Source organism: Prevotella sp. P4-98 (genome assembly GCF_002251405.1).
Taxonomy (GTDB): domain Bacteria; phylum Bacteroidota; class Bacteroidia; order Bacteroidales; family Bacteroidaceae; genus Prevotella.
Map to the genome: position 1 here is coordinate 41,655 of NZ_NPJC01000021.1, position 16,366 is coordinate 58,020.

The 16,366-nt window shown below is 46.9% G+C and carries 13 protein-coding genes and 1 tRNA gene; 1 reads left to right on the forward strand and 13 read right to left on the reverse strand.

The annotated features are described in order from the left end of the window. Window positions 1–81 precede the first annotated feature (81 nt). A tRNA-Glu gene (locus CIK96_RS13190) sits at window positions 82–153 on the reverse strand. Window positions 154–258: 105 nt separating this feature from the next. On the opposite strand from CIK96_RS13190, the gene recO reads away from it, so the two are divergent. Continuing rightward, a complete protein-coding gene (recO, locus tag CIK96_RS03945) occupies window positions 259–984 on the forward strand; it encodes a DNA repair protein RecO (RefSeq protein ID WP_094391736.1) in 726 nt (241 codons plus the stop codon). A gap of 307 nt (window positions 985–1,291) precedes the next feature. Here recO and ftsZ read toward each other — a convergent pair whose 3' ends face one another. From ftsZ to rsmH, 12 genes are read right to left on the reverse strand one after another with little or no spacing between them, the layout of a single operon-like run. Further along, entirely contained in the window at window positions 1,292–2,605 is a 1,314-nt protein-coding gene (gene ftsZ, locus CIK96_RS03950; protein ID WP_094439831.1) for a cell division protein FtsZ, read from the reverse strand. 19 nt (window positions 2,606–2,624) lie between these two features. Then, a complete protein-coding gene (gene ftsA, locus CIK96_RS03955) occupies window positions 2,625–4,070 on the reverse strand; it encodes a cell division protein FtsA (protein WP_094439769.1) in 1,446 nt (481 codons plus the stop codon). Window positions 4,071–4,085: 15 nt separating this feature from the next. Further along, window positions 4,086–4,844, reverse strand: a complete 759-nt coding sequence (locus CIK96_RS03960; RefSeq protein WP_094439771.1) for a cell division protein FtsQ/DivIB — start codon at window positions 4,842–4,844, stop codon at window positions 4,086–4,088. A 22-nt stretch (window positions 4,845–4,866) separates the two neighbouring features. Then, window positions 4,867–6,246, reverse strand: coding sequence for a UDP-N-acetylmuramate--L-alanine ligase (murC, locus tag CIK96_RS03965; protein WP_094439773.1), 1,380 nt, complete (start codon window positions 6,244–6,246; stop codon window positions 4,867–4,869). Next, on the reverse strand, window positions 6,236–7,351 hold the full coding sequence (gene murG, locus CIK96_RS03970) for an undecaprenyldiphospho-muramoylpentapeptide beta-N-acetylglucosaminyltransferase (RefSeq protein ID WP_094391740.1): 1,116 nt from the start codon (window positions 7,349–7,351) through the stop codon (window positions 6,236–6,238). The genes murC and murG overlap by 11 nt, the downstream gene beginning before the upstream one ends. Before the next feature lie 33 nt (window positions 7,352–7,384). Beyond that, window positions 7,385–8,656, reverse strand: a complete 1,272-nt coding sequence (locus CIK96_RS03975) for an FtsW/RodA/SpoVE family cell cycle protein (protein ID WP_094439775.1) — start codon at window positions 8,654–8,656, stop codon at window positions 7,385–7,387. Between the two features lie 33 nt (window positions 8,657–8,689). Next, window positions 8,690–10,021 carry a UDP-N-acetylmuramoyl-L-alanine--D-glutamate ligase gene (gene murD, locus CIK96_RS03980; RefSeq protein ID WP_094439777.1) on the reverse strand — a complete coding sequence of 444 codons (1,332 nt, stop codon included), beginning with the start codon at window positions 10,019–10,021 and terminating at the stop codon, window positions 8,690–8,692. Beyond that, a complete protein-coding gene (locus CIK96_RS03985; protein WP_094439779.1) occupies window positions 10,018–11,289 on the reverse strand; it encodes a phospho-N-acetylmuramoyl-pentapeptide-transferase in 1,272 nt (423 codons plus the stop codon). The genes murD and CIK96_RS03985 overlap by 4 nt, the downstream gene beginning before the upstream one ends. Before the next feature lie 8 nt (window positions 11,290–11,297). After that, window positions 11,298–12,752, reverse strand: coding sequence for a UDP-N-acetylmuramoyl-L-alanyl-D-glutamate--2,6-diaminopimelate ligase (locus CIK96_RS03990; protein ID WP_094439781.1), 1,455 nt, complete (start codon window positions 12,750–12,752; stop codon window positions 11,298–11,300). A 40-nt stretch (window positions 12,753–12,792) separates the two neighbouring features. Beyond that, window positions 12,793–14,937: a penicillin-binding protein gene (locus CIK96_RS03995; protein WP_094439783.1), complete on the reverse strand. Its 2,145-nt coding sequence runs from the start codon at window positions 14,935–14,937 to the stop codon at window positions 12,793–12,795. Window positions 14,938–14,945: 8 nt separating this feature from the next. Further along, on the reverse strand, window positions 14,946–15,434 hold the full coding sequence (locus tag CIK96_RS04000) for an FtsL-like putative cell division protein (protein ID WP_254046324.1): 489 nt from the start codon (window positions 15,432–15,434) through the stop codon (window positions 14,946–14,948). Between the two features lie 12 nt (window positions 15,435–15,446). After that, window positions 15,447–16,364 carry a 16S rRNA (cytosine(1402)-N(4))-methyltransferase RsmH gene (gene rsmH, locus CIK96_RS04005; RefSeq protein WP_094439785.1) on the reverse strand — a complete coding sequence of 306 codons (918 nt, stop codon included), beginning with the start codon at window positions 16,362–16,364 and terminating at the stop codon, window positions 15,447–15,449. Window positions 16,365–16,366 lie beyond the last annotated feature (2 nt).

Here is a 16,366-nt window from a genome sequence, read left to right on the forward strand (position 1 = left end):
ACCTAAAATAAAAACCTCCGTCACCTTTTCCCGATTATTATCAGTAGCGCATCGCTGCGCAGATGGCGGACTTAAATGTTGTAGTCCCTAGGAGAGTCGAACTCCTCTTTAGAGAATGAAAATCTCTCGTCCTAACCGATAGACGAAGGGACCATGCGTTTTCTTAGCGGGTGCAAAGGTACGGTATTTTTTTTATTCTGCAAAACTTTCTCGCAAAAAAATGCATTTTATTCGTGTTTTTTTTGTAATTTCGCCCTCATGATAGCAAAAACAGACGCAATAGTGCTGCATACCATTAAATATGGTGATAAGAAAATTATAGTCGATATGTTTACCAAAGAAATGGGTAGAATGGCGTTTGCCGTGACTGTAAGCAGCAAGAATACGGGAAAGATGAAGAAGCAGTATTTCCAACCGATGACTATGTTGGAACTGACTTGTGACCTCAGGCCTGGACAGCAGTTGCAACGACTGAAAGACGTGAGGTTGACGGCTCCGGCATCTTCCATTTGCCTCTGTGCTGATAAGTTAGCTATTGCGCTCTTTGTTGCAGAGTTCCTGTATTACAGTCTCCGATCGGAGCAACGCAATGTGACGCTCTATGATTATATTTGTGACTCATTGCAGTGGTTGGATGCTGCAAATGACGGTTATGCCAACTTCCATCTGACGTTTCTCATGCGCATTTCAAGATTTCTGGGTTTCTTTCCTAATCTTGAAGATTATCATGAAGGATGTGTGTTTGATATGAGAAACAGTTGTTTCTCTATGACGGTTCCTATGCATCACGACTTTATTGCGGCTGACGATGCGGCATTGTTGCAACAGTTGATGCGGATGAATTTTGCCACCATGCGGCTTTTCCGTATGTCGAGACATGAACGAAATCGTATTGCGGAAGTGCTCGTGGAATATTACAGAATACATATTCCGGGATTCCCTATGCTTAAGAGTCTTGAGGTGTTGCAACAATTGTTCGACTGATTGCTGGTGTGTGTCATGGGTTTAAACGAACTCTGACTGGTGTTGGATAGATGTTCGATAGGTGTTGATAGACGTTGTTGAAAATGTATCGAACATCTGTGTAATGATTTGTCAATTAGAAGACTATGATAGAAATGTGCTTGGTGCTGACAAAATGAATGAGTTGCGCGTGTGCGTATATGTACGTGTGTGCGCGCGTATATGATTAATGTGATGGTTATGGGATTTCGATAGCTTGGTTATTATACAATCGGCGGACACCCTTATCAACAAGGTGTCCGCCGATGGTTGTATATGATATGTGGTGTTATGCAAACACGATAGTTCCCTGTATGTCTTCCTTTGGAGTTTCATCTACAGTTGTGGTGTGTCCGTTTGCCTGATTGTGGATGTTTTTCAGTATCTCGCGTGTGCGCTTGTAGGTGGGACTTTGTTCTACTGCAGAGATGACATTCTCGTTATCGAGGTCTTCGGCATTAAAGCAATAGATATGCGGGCGACGACGGTAGCGTGTCTTGTTGGGGGTGTCGTGATAGTATCGGTCTCGGCGATCTTCCTTCTTGACTTGTGCTTCGATGGCCTCGTCATCTTTTTGTTTGATGCCGCGTTTTATGTGGTTGTCCATGCCTTCCACATGTTCTACACCAAAACCAGTGGCAAGGATAGTGACCTTTACCTTCTTTTCCAATTCAGGATTGATGGCAAGTCCCCACTTGATTTCAAAGTCGCTAAACTTCTCCATGAACTCGTTGACATCGCCCATTTCATCCATCATCAGGCCGTCGCCATTCTTTCCACCTGCGAATGTGATGTTGAGAAGAATCTTCTTGGAGTTGAAAACATCTTTCTCGTTGAGCAAAGGTGAGTTGATTGCGGCTTCGATGGCTTTCTTTACACGACCTTCGCCCTCACCGTAACCTGTTGACATGATGGCCACACCACCGTCTTTCAATACGGTCTTCACATCGTTGAAGTCAAGGTTGATCAGTCCATGCTCAGTGATAATCTCAGAAATGGACTTTGCTGCTATTGACAATGTGTCGTCGGCTTTTCCGAAAGCGTCCTGTACGGACAGGTCGGGATATATCTCGCGAAGGCGGTCATTGTTGATGACAAGTAGGGCATCAACATGCTTGGCCATTTCTTCTACGCCGTCGAGGGCTTGGTCTATCTTTTGCGTGCCTTCCCAACGGAAGGGAATTGTCACGATACCTACAGTCAGAATGTCCATCTCTTTGGAGATGCGTGCAATGACAGGTGCGGCACCTGTACCTGTACCACCGCCCATTCCGGCAGTGATGAATGCCATGCGGGTACCATCGTTGAGCATTTCTCGAATGTCATCTGCGCTCTCTTCGGCAGCCTTTCGGGCTTTTTCGGGTTTGTTGCCGGCACCGAGTCCTTCTTTGCCCAACTGCAGATGGACAGGGACGGGAGAGTCGTTGAGGGCTTGGTTGTCGGTGTTGCAGAGCACGAAGGTTACATCGTGGATGCCTTTCCGATACATGTGGTTGACTGCGTTGCCGCCTCCGCCACCTACACCGATGACCTTGATGATGCTGTTGCTCTTGTCTGGATCGCCAAAATCCAATATATTGTTTGTATTATTTGTCTCGCTCATAATTCTTTGATTTTGTGGTTTAGTCTTCATCCTTGGTAAACTCCTGGCCGACTTTCTTCAGCCATCCCATCATCTTGCCGACAGGATTGTTCTTCTTGCGCTCTTCGGCTGCAGCACGGGCTTTTGCTTCTTCTGCCTCGCGTTTTTTGTCTTCTTCCTGCTTCTTTCGCTTGGCTTCTTCTGCAAGGGCTCTTTCGTCTGCTGTGGGAACTACTCCAGGAGGAATCTCGCCGACTGTGCGTACTGGACGATGGATGCCTTGTGTGACAGTGGCGGTATGTTCGCCGGTGCTAAAGAGGTCGGTCTTGTTTGCGAGATCGCCACCGGCACAATTGATGTCTCCCTTTGCCAATATTCCAAGTACGGTATTCATTGTTCCGTCTTTGGCTGTTATCTCGGGCTGGTTGCCTGTGATGGTCATGTTGACGGTCTTAGCAATGCGAATCTTTTCGATATTGGTATAGGAACGGAATGCCTTTTCTATATTCTTCATCTTAGAACCGCCACCAGTGAGGATGATGCCACCCAGCAGTTTGTCGCAGTATTTGTCGGGTATCTGATACAATACATTGGCGATAATCTCTTCTATGCGACTTTCGACAATCTCGATAAACTTACTGCTTTCTACCTGACGGTCACTGTCGATGGGATATTTCTTCTCATTGTCGATTTCATTGGGATCAGTAAAGGCTGAGGCATATTTCAGCTTCATTTCCTCTGCATCGTTTTCTTCTATTGACAGGGATGCGATGTCCTTGGTGACATTGTTGCCGCCCAATGGGATGACTGCCAGATGGCGCAGCACATTTTGCCAATAGACACTAACTGTGGTGGTGTCGGCTCCAAGATCTACCAGGACGCAACCTGAACGCTTTTCTGCTTCGGTCAGTACTGCATCGGCAAGTGCAAGAGGGGCAAGGAATAGTTCGGCAACATTAATCTTAGCGGTCTTGAAGCAGAGGTTGAGATTATTGTTGAGGGTCTTGCGCTGAAGGATGTTCAAAAAGTTTCCTTCAATATGACTACAGGGAATGCCTACAGGATCAAGTTGGTTTTGTGTATCAACCTTGTATTCTTGTACTGCAACGTCGATGGTTTCCAAATCGGGATATTCCATATTGCGGTTGGAATCCAAAAGGTCGTTGACCATTGATTCCGTCACAATAGTATCTGCAGGCAAATCTTTAGTGATAACGTTATGTACTGAACGGATAGACTGCCCACCTACGCCGACATATACGCATTTGATGCTTGTCTTGAGTTGGGTTTCGAGCTTTTTGACAATGCTGTTTAGGCTTTTGGCTGTCTTGTCGATATTGTTCACATAACCTTTTCTGATGAACGAAGAGGAATCTTCTTTCACCACGGCCAGCACTTGTGTGCTCCCATCCAGGTTCTTCTTTCCTGCGATACCAGTCATCTTGGATGATCCTAGTTCGATTGCGACGATAAAATCTTTTGGCATCTCTATATCTATATTTTACGGTTTGCTTGTTTTGTTCTTTTTGCAGATAATCTGGTTGTTGAATTCCAGATTGATGTAGGAGTATTTATTCCAGCCAGCGACATTCAGGCCGTAACGGTAGAATTTCTCCAGACGTGTAAGTTTCTGGGGAATGTCGGTGGGTGGTCCCAGATAGACTATATGGTTGCCTACACGAGGCACCATCTCTATTGTTCCGTCATGCAATACGTTGAGTTGTTCTATCTGGTTGTTCCAGAAACGGTCATGCAACAGGTTCTCTCCGATAGGTGCTAAATATCTCTTTGCGTAATTCCTGTTGAAGTGACCTGTGGCAATGACGAGGTCGCTGGTGTAGTGCGTGTTGGGCATTACGTTTCCCTTTTCGTCGAGGTAATAGTCATCGCCATTCTCTGCTTTGATGCGCATGACAGGAAGACGCTGGTTGAGTAGAATGATGACTTTACCGCCTTGCGTCTTATAGCATTGTGCTTCCTTGACAAAAGGATTGAGTAACAGCGACTCTTCGATAGCTCGCACGTTGACTTGCGACATGGGCTGCCCCTGTGGGTAGAGTTTATTGGTCTTCAGTTGCGATTCTATTTCTGACTCACCAAGGAATCCCTCCGCCATTCCGTCGGTGATGCGGATATCCACACGGGTGCATACTGCTTTCTGGTCTTGCGGTTCATTGAAAACCGTGATGGCCAGAAACAGATAGACAGCCAGAGCGATATCTATCACGATAATGGCGGATCTCTTCCAGTTGATGTTCATTACTTGCTGTTGACGTTGTTTATTATTGTTGTTTCTCTTTCAGTATCTTGGTGATTTGTGGCACTTGATTGTCAAGGTCACCGGCACCAAGCACGATGAGTACATCAAACGAATGGTCCTTGATGTATTGGAGCACATCTGATTTGGCTATCATGTGCTTCTCTATTCCAGGACGCAGGTTGTCGTAGATGAGTTGTGAAGTCACACCTTCGATAGGTTGTTCACGTGCAGGATATATCTCGGTGAGAATGACTTCATCCAAAAGACTCAGCGCATTGGCGAAGTCCTTATAGAAATCTCTTGTGCGAGTGTAAAGGTGCGGCTGGAAGATTGCAGTAATCTTACGGTCGCTATAGAGTTCGCGAATGCTCTTGGCACTCTGATAAATCTCTTTAGGATGGTGGGCATAGTCGCTGAGGAATACTATCTTGTCGTTCTTCAACTTAAAGTCGAAACGACGTTCTACACCACCATAGGTCTGCATGCCGTAGCGCAGTTCTTCGGCTGTACAACCTGAGAGCTGTGCCATGGCCATGGCTGCCACACCATTTTCGATATTGATGGGCACGGGTTGTCCCAATTGTACATCCTTCACACATTCGATGGGTGATATGAAGTCGAAGGTGATTTCGCCGTTGGCGATACGAATATTTTCAGCATGGAAGTCACCTTCATGAAGGGAATAATCGTACCGGTTTACACCTTCTTGCAGGTTTTCCTTCATCTCAAGGTCGCGATGGATGATGAGATTGCCACCTGGCTGTATCAGTTCGGTATAATAGCGGAAACTCTCAAGATAGGCTTCCTTAGTGCCGTAGATATCCAAATGGTCAGGGTCGGTAGCGGTGATGACTGTCATCCATGGACTGAGCCAATGGAATGAACGGTCGAACTCATCGGCTTCTATTACCACATAATCGGAATTGGAAAGAATGTAATTGGTGCCATAGTTCTTGGAGATACCACCCAGGAAGGCATTGCAGTCCAAATGGCTCTGATGCATGATATGTGCACACATGGTAGACGTGGTGGTCTTACCATGAGTACCTGCCACACAGAGGCCTTTGTGTTCACGAGTCAATGTACCGAGCACTTGTGCACGCTTTTCTACTTCAAAACCGTTTTGACGGAAATATTGCAGTTCCTGATGGTCGGAAGGTATGGCTGGTGTGTAGATTACTAGACATGTCTGTGGTTGCTTGCAGGCATGGGGAATCTCATCGATATTTTCTTCGTAATGAATGAGCATGCCTTCACGTTCCAATTGTAGAGTTAAGGCACTTGGGGTTTTGTCGTAGCCGGCAACAACCAATCCACGATGTATGAAATAACGGGCGATGGCGCTCATGCCTATGCCACCAGCTCCGATGAAATATACAGCTTTGATGTCTTTAATTTCCATTGTTTGCTAATCTTATCACTTCTTTGGCGATGATTTCTGCCGAATCGGGCAGTGCGAGTTTTAATATATTCTCTTTAAGCGATGTGAGCTTGGCATTGTTGCCTACTGTCTCGATGGCCAAAGGCAAGAGCTTGGTTGCTGCTTCGGCATCTTTTACATAGAGTGCCGCATCGGCATCTACCAGTGCCATGGCATTTTTAGTCTGGTGGTCTTCGGCTACATTCGGGCTGGGGACGAGAATGACGGGCTTGCCGATGAGGCAGAATTCAGAGATGCTGCTTGCTCCGGCACGGCTGATGACGAGGTCGGCTGCTTTGTAAGCTACTCCCATATCGCTGATGAAGTCGGTAACGATGAGATTGTCAGGCCTACCGTCATGAGCTAACTGATCCATAATGGCGGCATGATAGTATTTACCTGTTTGCCAGATAAACTGTACGTCGCTCTTGCGAATGAGGTCGAGATGCTGCATCACACTATCGTTGATGGTGCGTGCACCCAAGCTACCACCTACCAACAGAATAGTTTTACGGTTGGCATCCAAACCGAATGAACGTACGGCATCTTCGTGAGATGTCGTAGTGTCGAGTAGAGACTGGCGCACGGGATTGCCCGTCTTCACAATCTTGTCGGCTGGGAAGAAACGTTCCATGTGGTCATATGCTACACAAATTTTCTCGGCTTTCTTGGCGAGAAGCTTGTTGGTAACACCTGCATACGAGTTCTGTTCTTGAATAAGACAGGGAATGCCCATAGCAGCAGCCTTGTTGAGGGTAGGGCCACTGGCATATCCACCAACTCCTACAGCTACTTGCGGTTTGAAGTCGTTTATGATGTGCTTGGCCATGCGCTGGCTCTTCCATATTTTGTAGAGCACCTTGAAATTCTTTAGTAGATGCTTACGGTCAAAACCGCAGATGGGAAGACCCTTGATGTCGTAGCCTGCAGCAGGCACACGTTGCATCTCCATGCGTCCTAATGCTCCTACAAATAGAATTTTTGCATCTGGACGTAATGTCTTTAAAGCGTTAGCTATGGACACGGCAGGAAAAATGTGTCCTCCCGTTCCGCCGCCGCTGATAATAACTCTAAGCTCTTTACTCATACCTTATATATAGTATTTTGCAAAATTACAACTTTATTTCGTCATTGCCGAATTCTCGTTGCATTTTTTATCAACATTCTTGTCTTTCTTGATTTTAGCCGTACGGCTGACGCTGAGGATGACACCAATATAAGCGCAGTTGATGACCGTTGACGAACCACCTTTTGATACCAATGGTAACGGTTGGCCTGTGACAGGTCCCAGACCTACTGCCACAGCCATGTTGGCTATGGCTTGTACTACGAGCAATAAGGTGAGTCCCATGACGAGAAATGCAGGAAAATAGTTCTCACATCGGTTGGCAATGCGGATGCCACGATAAAGCAATACCGTATAGAGGAAAATGACGCCAATAGCTCCGAACAATCCCAATTCTTCAATAATGATGGCAAAGATGAAATCAGAATATGCCTGTGGTAGGTAGTCGCGCTCTACCGATTTTCCAGGTCCGATGCCGATGATATTGCTGGTGGCAATAGCTATGTTGGCGTGTGCTACCTGGGCATCCTTACCTTGTATATCGAAGTCTTTTGGGGCTACGTCTGGTTTATTGAAACTCAGAATACGTCCTTTCCAAGTATCAGCACGGTGGAGAATCTTGTCGGCAAAATTTTTCTTTCTCGGGGCTTCTACTTTTTCGGTCTTGGCCTTACTCTCCATGGCAGGTTCTTCCTGATGTCCCGCCACCATGACGAAAGTAAGAACAGCAACTCCCAGACTGGCGCATAAAGCAAAGAGACGGAACAGTTGTCTCCATGGTACTCGACCGATTATCATCATCAAAGCTACAACGAAAAAGAGCAACATGGCTGTTGAAAGGTTCTCAAGACCAATCAGAATACATATGCCAACGGTATAGAACATGATGTATTTGAAGGCTTTGAGATCGGCCCTGTCTTCTCGTTGCATGACTGCCAGTACTTGTGCAGTTGCAAGCACTACCGTTCCTTTTGCCAGTTCGGATGGCTGGAACGACAGTCCTATGATATTGAGACTTCGATTTGCTCCGTTGATGGTTTCTCCGCCAACTAATACAACAATCAGCAATAATGCGCTTAGGAATAATAGCGGTACTATCATCAGTTTGAAATAACGACAAGGTATAAGTGGCATGACGAGTGCAACAGCAAAGCCAGCGATGATGGTTCCTGCATGAAACACGATAGGGCCGATGTAGTTCTGACTTCTGTAGGTTTGTTGACTTGAAGCCGAGAAAACTTCGACGATACTGACCATGCAGAGGAAGAAGAAGACCATCCAGATGACCTTGTCGCCTTTGAAGATATTGCTGATCTTAAAGTTCATTGCTTTTATTGTTGATATAGCTTCTATGATGTGTTATAAATTTCTGACCAGCGTCTTGAACTGTTCGCCGCGGTCTTCCATGTTTTTGAATAAGTCGAATGATGCACAGCACGGACTCAGCAGAACAGTCATACCCGGTTCTGCCATTTCGTAGCAGGCTTCTACACATTCTTTCATAGAATGGGTGTCGCGTACTGGTATTCCGAGATTGTCGAAATTGTCGTGTAACTTCTTATTGTCGGCTCCAAGATATACAATGCCAGCACATTTCTCTTTTACTAATGGGATGATAGGACTATAGTCGTTGCCCTTGTCTTTTCCGCCAATGATGAGGATGGTCTTGTTTTTCATTGATTCCAATGCGTACCAGCATGCATCCACATTGGTGGCTTTTGAATCGTTAATATACTGGACGCCACGTACCGAACAAACCTTTTCCAAGCGATGCTCTACGCCGGGGAAGTCGCTGAGCGACTGGCGGATAATGTCTTTCTTGATACCTGCTATGTTGGTAGCAATACCCGCAGCCAGCGAATTGTAGATATTGTGTTTGCCCGTCAGACTGAGAGACTCCTGCTCCATGTTGAATGGTTCGGGTTTCTCAATCTTGTATTCTCCTTCTTCGATGTAACCGATGCTTCCTTTTTCTTTCAGTTCGGAGAAAGGATACAGTATGGCTTTGATGTCATATTTGCTCAGTTCGTTATGGATGATGGGATCATCGTTCCAGAAGATGAAGGCATCTTGAGGCGTCTGATTCTGGATGATGCGCATCTTTGCATCTACATAATTCTGCATGCAAAAATTATATCGGTCGAGATGGTCTGGAGTGATGTTCAGCAGAATGGCAATGTTGGCACGGAAGTCATACATGTTGTCCAACTGGAATGAACTCAGTTCGATAACGTAATAGGCATGTGGATCTTCTGCCACTTGAAGTGCCAGCGAATTGCCGATATTGCCTGCCAATCCTACATCGTATCCAGCCTCTTTGAAGATATGGTAGATGAGGCTCGTTGTGGTAGTTTTACCATTTGAACCAGTAATACATATCATTTTCGAATCGGTGTATCGACCAGCAAATTCTATCTCGCTGATGATATGAATGCCCTTCTCCTTCACTTTAACTATCATTGGTGCTGTGTCAGGGATGCCAGGACTTTTGATAATTTCATCGGCATTGAGAATCTTATCCTCTGTGTGTTGACCTTCCTCCCATTCGATATGGTGGTCGTCCATCAGCTTTTTATACTTGTCTTTAATTTTCGACATGTCGCTGACGAAAACGTCGAAACCTTCTTTCTTGGCCAGTACAGCGGCGCCTGCACCGCTTTCTCCAGCACCTAATACTACGATTCTGCTCATCTTACTTTTAATGTTATAATCGTTATTGCTGCTAATATAATGGTTGTAATCCAGAAACGGATGGTAATTTTAGATTCATGGAACGGACGATGTGGCCAGTTGCGCAACAGATAGGTACTGGTACTGTCGAGTTGTGAATCAAGTCGGCGGAATGTGTCATGGATTGGTGTGGCACGGAACACACGTACACGCTTGCCCTTACGTTTCTGCCATTTGAACCATTGGGTCTGGATGATGACACTCAGACTCTCTATGAAGAAAATGCCACAGAGAACTGGCAACAGCAATTCCTTATGGATGATGACTGCGCATACACCGATAATGCCGCCGATCGTCAGCGAACCTGTGTCGCCCATAAAGACCTGTGCAGGGTAGGCATTATACCATAGGAATCCTATCATGGCTCCGACGAAGGCACATAGGAATACTACGAGTTCCTGTGAACCGGGAATATACATGATGTCGAAGTATGCCGCATAGACAATATGACTGCTGACGTATGCAAAGATTCCAAGTGCCACACCAATGATGGCCGAGTTGCCGGCACACATACCGTCCATACCGTCGTTGAGGTTTGCGCCGTTGCTCACAGCGGTTACTACTATAATTGTCATAACGACAAAGAGAATCCATCCGGCTGCAACTTTATGTTCTCCGCAGAATGCCATGATGTTGGAATAATCGAGATTATGGTTCTTAAAGAATGGAATAGTCGTCTGCAGCGACTTGACATTTTCAGCCTTATGCTTGATAACAACTTCTTGATTTTGTTGTTGTACAGATATATTTTCCCGTACTACAGCATCAGGACTCAGCCAAAGTGTTAATCCCACAATGAAGCCAATACTGATTTGTCCCACAATCTTATATTTGCCCTTTAGACCTTCCTTGTTCTTTTTGAAGATCTTGATATAGTCGTCGAGGAATCCAAGGAATCCCAACCATACCGTAGTGACAATCATCAGAATGAGATAGATGTTGCGCATTCTGCCCAACAGTAGGACAGGTACCAGAATGGCTACGATGATGATAATACCGCCCATGGTAGGCACACCTTTCTTTTCCACACCGAAGGGATCGATACTGGCGTCGCGAGCAGTTTCTGATATATGGTGTCGCTTCATCCAGCGAATGAATTTCTCGCCGAACCATGCCGAGATGACCAGCGATAGAATTAATGCCAGAAGTGCACGGAAGGAAATGTACGACCAGATATGTGCTCCTGGGATGTCGAATCCTTCTAAAAATCTAAACAGGTAGTATAACATAGTCTGAATTATGAGTTAAAAATATCACTGACCACTTCGCGGTCGTCGAAATGATGTTTTACGCCTTTTATCTCTTGATAGTCTTCATGACCTTTACCTGCTATGAGGATGACATCGCCTTTTTGTGCCATCATGCAGGCGGTACGGATGGCTTCTTTTCGATCGACGATGCTCACGACCTTTTTCATCAGTTGAGGAGTGAGGCCCGCCAACATGTCGTTGATGATATCTTGTGGTTCCTCAAAGCGTGGGTTATCGCTGGTGATGATGACGCGGTCGCTCTGTTTGACAGCCTCTTGTGCCATGAGCGGGCGTTTGCCTTTGTCGCGGTTGCCTCCTGCGCCACAAACTGTGATGACGTGTCCCTCTTTGCCTTCGAGTACTTCGTGGATGGCATTAAGTACATTCTCCAATGCATCGGGAGTATGTGCATAATCTACTACGGCTGTGATTCCGTCTTTGGAACGAATCGGCTCCAAGCGTCCAGCCACGCTTTTCAGCGTACTCATCACAACGAGAACGTCTTCGGGATTCTTGCCCAGCATGACAGCAGCGCCATAGACAGCCAAAAGGTTGCTGACGTTGAACTTACCGATGAATTGCACGCCTACTTCTCGACCGTTGATTTCGAGATACATGCCTTCAAAGTGACATTCGATAATGTGTGCGCGGAAGTCAGCCATTTGGCGTATGGAGTAGGTCTTGATATTGGCTTTGCAGTTTTGAACCATGACGCTACCGTTTTTGTCATCGGCATTGGTGATGGCAAAAGCCTCTTTGGGCAGTCCGTCGAAGAATGCCTTCTTGGCGTTGCGATAGTTTTCGAAAGTCTTATGATAGTCGAGGTGGTCGCGTGTGAGATTGGTGAAGATGCCTCCTGCAAATGTCAATCCGCCGATACGTTTTTGCGCAATGGCATGGCTTGAACACTCCATGAAGGCGTATTCGCATCCAGCTTCAACCATGCGGTGGAGCAGATGATTGAGTTCGATGGGGTCTGGAGTGGTATGATCGGCTGCAATAGCTTCGTCTTCAATATAATTGCAGACGGTTGAGAGCAGTCCGCAACGGTGTCCGAACTTACGGAACATGTTGTAGAGCAATGTGGCGATGGTTGTTTTACCGTTGGTGCCAGTAACTCCCACCAGTTTGAGCTTCTTAGAAGGATTGCCGTAGAAATTGGTTGCCACCTGACCTACCACATCTTCGGTTGAAGCCACTTGCAAGTAGCTTACGCTTTCGATTTTTTCCTCAGGCATATCCTCGCAGAGAATGGCAGTTGCTCCCAGTTCTATGGCTTTGGCTATGAACTTGTGTCCATCAGTCTGTGTGCCTTTGATAGCCACAAAGAGATGTCCCTTCTCTATTTTGCGTGAGTCGATATTCACGCCTGTAATTTCAGTTTCTGCCGGTCCTGCTATTTGCAGGATGCTGACGGATTTCAGCAGTTCGCTAAGTTTCATATACCTTATTATATTATATAAGAGTTCAACATATGTTTATTTATTCCAATATCAGGGTGCAGACGGTTCCTTTTTGTAGTTTCTGTCCGGCTTGGCAACTTTGTCGTTTGACATGCCCACGGCCTTGGAGCTTTACTTTCATTCCTGTTGACTCCAACAGATAAACTGCATCTTTGGCGCCCATGCCCACAACATCGGGTACGATACCCTTGCCTACGTCGTGTTTGTGGAGAGCCACTTTGTTACTATGACGTTCGGCTGAGCCCCATATCGGGTTGCCGTCTGCATACGATCCGCTCCAGTTTTCTGAGGTTTTAATGCCGAGATGGCTCAATACATAGCCGGCGGCTCCCATATCGCCTCGTTTTACATCGGGTATTACTATGGAGTTTTCGTCATGGGCATCGTTGATGCCGAGTTTGAGGTTACGCGCCATTACACCTTCTGAAATCTGGTGGAACACATCGGCACTCATACCGCCAGAACCACCGTATCCTGATCTTTTGATGCAGACGATGCAGGAGTAGCGTGGCTTTTCTGCGGGGAAATAACCTGCAAATGAAAGCCAATAGGCAATACCTCCCGTTTTATAACCGCCACCCTGTGCCACTTGTGCGGTTCCGGTTTTTCCCGCCACATGGAACATTCTCGATCCGGCTTTCTTACCTGTGCCTTTGCTGACCACTCGTTCGAGTAGCGATTGCACGATTTTCACGGTTTTCATTTTAGCCATTCGTTTTTCCATGACTTTCATCGGTGGATATTCCTCTACGACTTTCCCTTCTTTCATGATGTATTTCACAAAGCGTGGGCGCATCATCACACCATCATTCGCAATGGCGTTATAGAAGGTGAGTGTGGATATTGGTGGAAGCTGAGTCTCGTATCCTATCGACATCCACGGTAGTGCGGTCTTACTCCAGTTGAGCCATTGTCCTCGCTTGTTCTTCTTGGGCATGCGGATGTGAGGTCTTGCATATCCCTGAATGGGCAGTTTGAGGTCGGCTGCAAGTCCTGTGCGGTAGATTCCTTCCACGTATTTCTCAGGTCGGTTGCCGTAGTTTTCGTCGATCACTCGGCTGATACCGATGTTCGAACTGACTTCCATCGCACGTCCGAGAGAGATGTAGCCATAACCGCCTTTTCGCCAGTTGTGGTCTTTCATCTGTGCGCCGTGCATGGGCCAGATGCCTCCAGCTGTTTCTATGTGTTGTGCGGTATCAGCCACTCCGTCGTCGAGCGCCACCATGACAGATGCGGTTTTGAATACCGATCCAGGTTCGCGCAGGTCAGCCACGGCAAAGTTTTTTGTTTCGCGGAATACGTCGCCTGGGCAACGCTCCATGTTGACAATAGCCTTGATATCGCCCGTCGCCACTTCCATGAGGATGGCAACGCCGAGGTCGCAGTTGTCTTTTTTCAGTTCTGCCACGAGTGCGCGTTCTGCCAAGTCTTGCATGTTGACATCAATAGTTGTGACGATGTCGCATCCGTCGATGGGTAGCGTGACCGGAATGTTCAGTTGTGCGTTGAGCACTTTGCGTCGCTTATTGAGACCTGGTGTTCCGCGGAGAATTGTGTCGTAAGCCAGTTCCAGTCCGAGTCTGGCGCTGTCTTTTGCGCCATACATAGAACCGATGGTGCGTTCGCCCAGTGATCCGAATGGGCGCCGGCGTGCATTAAATTCCTCTTCGTGGAATCCGCTTGCGTTTTTCGAGAGTGAGAAGAACGGCAGCGCCTTCACCTCCGTATAGGTGTTGTAGGTGATGCGTTTGGGCCAAATGGGCCAGTGGCGTGCCTTTTTGTTGTGTCCTTCTTCGAGATGTCGTTTGAACTCCGCAGCCGAACGCTCAGGGAATATCTTGCTGAGACCTGTGCAGACAGAATCCACTTTGTCGTTCCATAGCGAGTCTTGGTCCTCGTTATCTATACCGAAGTCCATATAGATTTTGTATTCGGGAATAGAACTTGCCATGAGTTGTCCGTCGCAACTGAGGATATTTCCTCGGTTGGGCTTGACGGTAATACTGTCGCTCTTGAGTCTGCTTGCCACCTCTATCCAGTATTGTTTCTTTGCCGTCATGGTATAGAATGCCTTTCCGATAATCATAATGAATACGATTACCAGTGCGAAAGCGATCCAGAAATACCGCTGTGCTATGCTGCTATTGTTTATTTTACTCATTGACGGGTTTAGTTTTCGGGCACTTGTATAATATATGGTGGCTGGTCGGCTATGTGTAATACCGAGTCCTTGTTTTGTTGAAGTGTTTCGAGTACATGGCTCTCACGGCATTTTTCGGTGAGCGTGCTCGATGCTGCCAATGCTTTGTTTTTAGCATCCTTGAGCTGAATCTCCAGTTTTCGTATGGTTACCATGTCTTGCTGATATTGATAGCGGAATGCGATATAGACGAGTGTGAATGCCACCACGAGGAGAATCAGTCCGACTTGAGCGCGCACAAAGTCTGCCGTCAGGAAGTCGCCACCCAATACGCTCTTCATGCTGAGCTGTTGTCCGGGATGGGTATCGCTGTCCTGTGCCGTCTCCTGTATCTTCTTCAGCGTCTCTTGCAGCTGCTGTTCTGCCTTTTCGGCGCGCATCTGCTTTTTACTGACGGCGGCGTCTTCTGTGGTTTCCTTATTCTCGTCGAGAATGATGTCTGAATCTTTATTTGTCATTTTCTTGTGGTGTTATTCTGTTTTCTCTGCTATTCTCAGTTTTGCGCTACGGCTTCTGGGATTGTTTTTAAGTTCTTCGTCGCAGGGTGTGATGACCTTGTTGTTGACCAACCGAAATGGGCTGGTGATGCGTCCGAAGAAGTCTTGTTCTATTTTTCCTTCCACATTACCGGCTTTCATCACGTTTTTCACGAGTCGGTCTTCTAATGAGTGGTAGGTGATGACGCTCAGTCTTCCGCCTTTTCCCAACATTCGGGTTGCTCCCAGCAACATGTCGCGCAGGGCGTCCATCTCATGGTTGACTTCGATGCGAAGTGCCTGATAGAGTCTCGCCATGTCTTTTTTCTCCCGCTCGGAGCGCATTAGCGGTTCGATGACGGTGGTCAGGTCGCTTGTTGTGACGATGGGGTGGGTGGCTCTTGCCTTGACGATGGCGGCGGCGATGCGTCGTGCACTCTTCATTTCTCCGTAGAGGTAGAAGATGTCTGCCAACTGACTTTCTGCATAGTTGTTGAGAATATCGGCTGCAGTTGTACCTGCGCGTTTGTTCATTCTCATATCCAATGGTGCATCGAATCGGAAGGAAAAGCCCCTGGTCTCGTCGTCGAAGTGGTGGCTTGATACGCCAAGATCAGCCAACAGCCCGTCGATATGGTCGATGCCATAGTAACGCATCCAGTTGCAGAGGTAGCGGAAGTTGCTTCTGACAAAGGTGAAACGGTCGTCATTCACGATGTTTTGCTCTGCATCGGCATCTTGGTCGAAGCTGTAGAGATGTCCATTGGGACCGAGATGACGCAGTATTTCGCGCGAATGTCCACCTCCGCCGAATGTCACATCTACATAGATGCCGTCGGGCTTGATGTCAAGTCCGTTGATGCTCTCGTTGAGGAGCACAGGTACGTGGTATGTTTCTGCCGTTTTTGCCATGC

Bases quoted from the DNA above. Each gene is read 5' to 3' on its own strand.
- recO (WP_094391736.1), top strand. From the start codon at position 259: ATGATAGCAAAAACAGACGCAATAGTGCTGCATACCATTAAATATGGT.
- ftsZ (WP_094439831.1), bottom strand. From the start codon at position 2,605: ATGAGCGAGACAAATAATACAAACAATATATTGGATTTTGGCGATCCA.
- ftsA (WP_094439769.1), bottom strand. From the start codon at position 4,070: ATGCCAAAAGATTTTATCGTCGCAATCGAACTAGGATCATCCAAGATG.
- CIK96_RS03960 (WP_094439771.1), bottom strand. From the start codon at position 4,844: ATGAACATCAACTGGAAGAGATCCGCCATTATCGTGATAGATATCGCT.
- murC (WP_094439773.1), bottom strand. From the start codon at position 6,246: ATGGAAATTAAAGACATCAAAGCTGTATATTTCATCGGAGCTGGTGGC.
- murG (WP_094391740.1), bottom strand. From the start codon at position 7,351: ATGAGTAAAGAGCTTAGAGTTATTATCAGCGGCGGCGGAACGGGAGGA.
- CIK96_RS03975 (WP_094439775.1), bottom strand. From the start codon at position 8,656: ATGAACTTTAAGATCAGCAATATCTTCAAAGGCGACAAGGTCATCTGG.
- murD (WP_094439777.1), bottom strand. From the start codon at position 10,021: ATGAGCAGAATCGTAGTATTAGGTGCTGGAGAAAGCGGTGCAGGCGCC.
- CIK96_RS03985 (WP_094439779.1), bottom strand. From the start codon at position 11,289: ATGTTATACTACCTGTTTAGATTTTTAGAAGGATTCGACATCCCAGGA.
- CIK96_RS03990 (WP_094439781.1), bottom strand. From the start codon at position 12,752: ATGAAACTTAGCGAACTGCTGAAATCCGTCAGCATCCTGCAAATAGCA.
- CIK96_RS03995 (WP_094439783.1), bottom strand. From the start codon at position 14,937: ATGAGTAAAATAAACAATAGCAGCATAGCACAGCGGTATTTCTGGATC.
- CIK96_RS04000 (WP_254046324.1), bottom strand. From the start codon at position 15,434: ATGACAAATAAAGATTCAGACATCATTCTCGACGAGAATAAGGAAACC.
- rsmH (WP_094439785.1), bottom strand. From the start codon at position 16,364: ATGGCAAAAACGGCAGAAACATACCACGTACCTGTGCTCCTCAACGAG.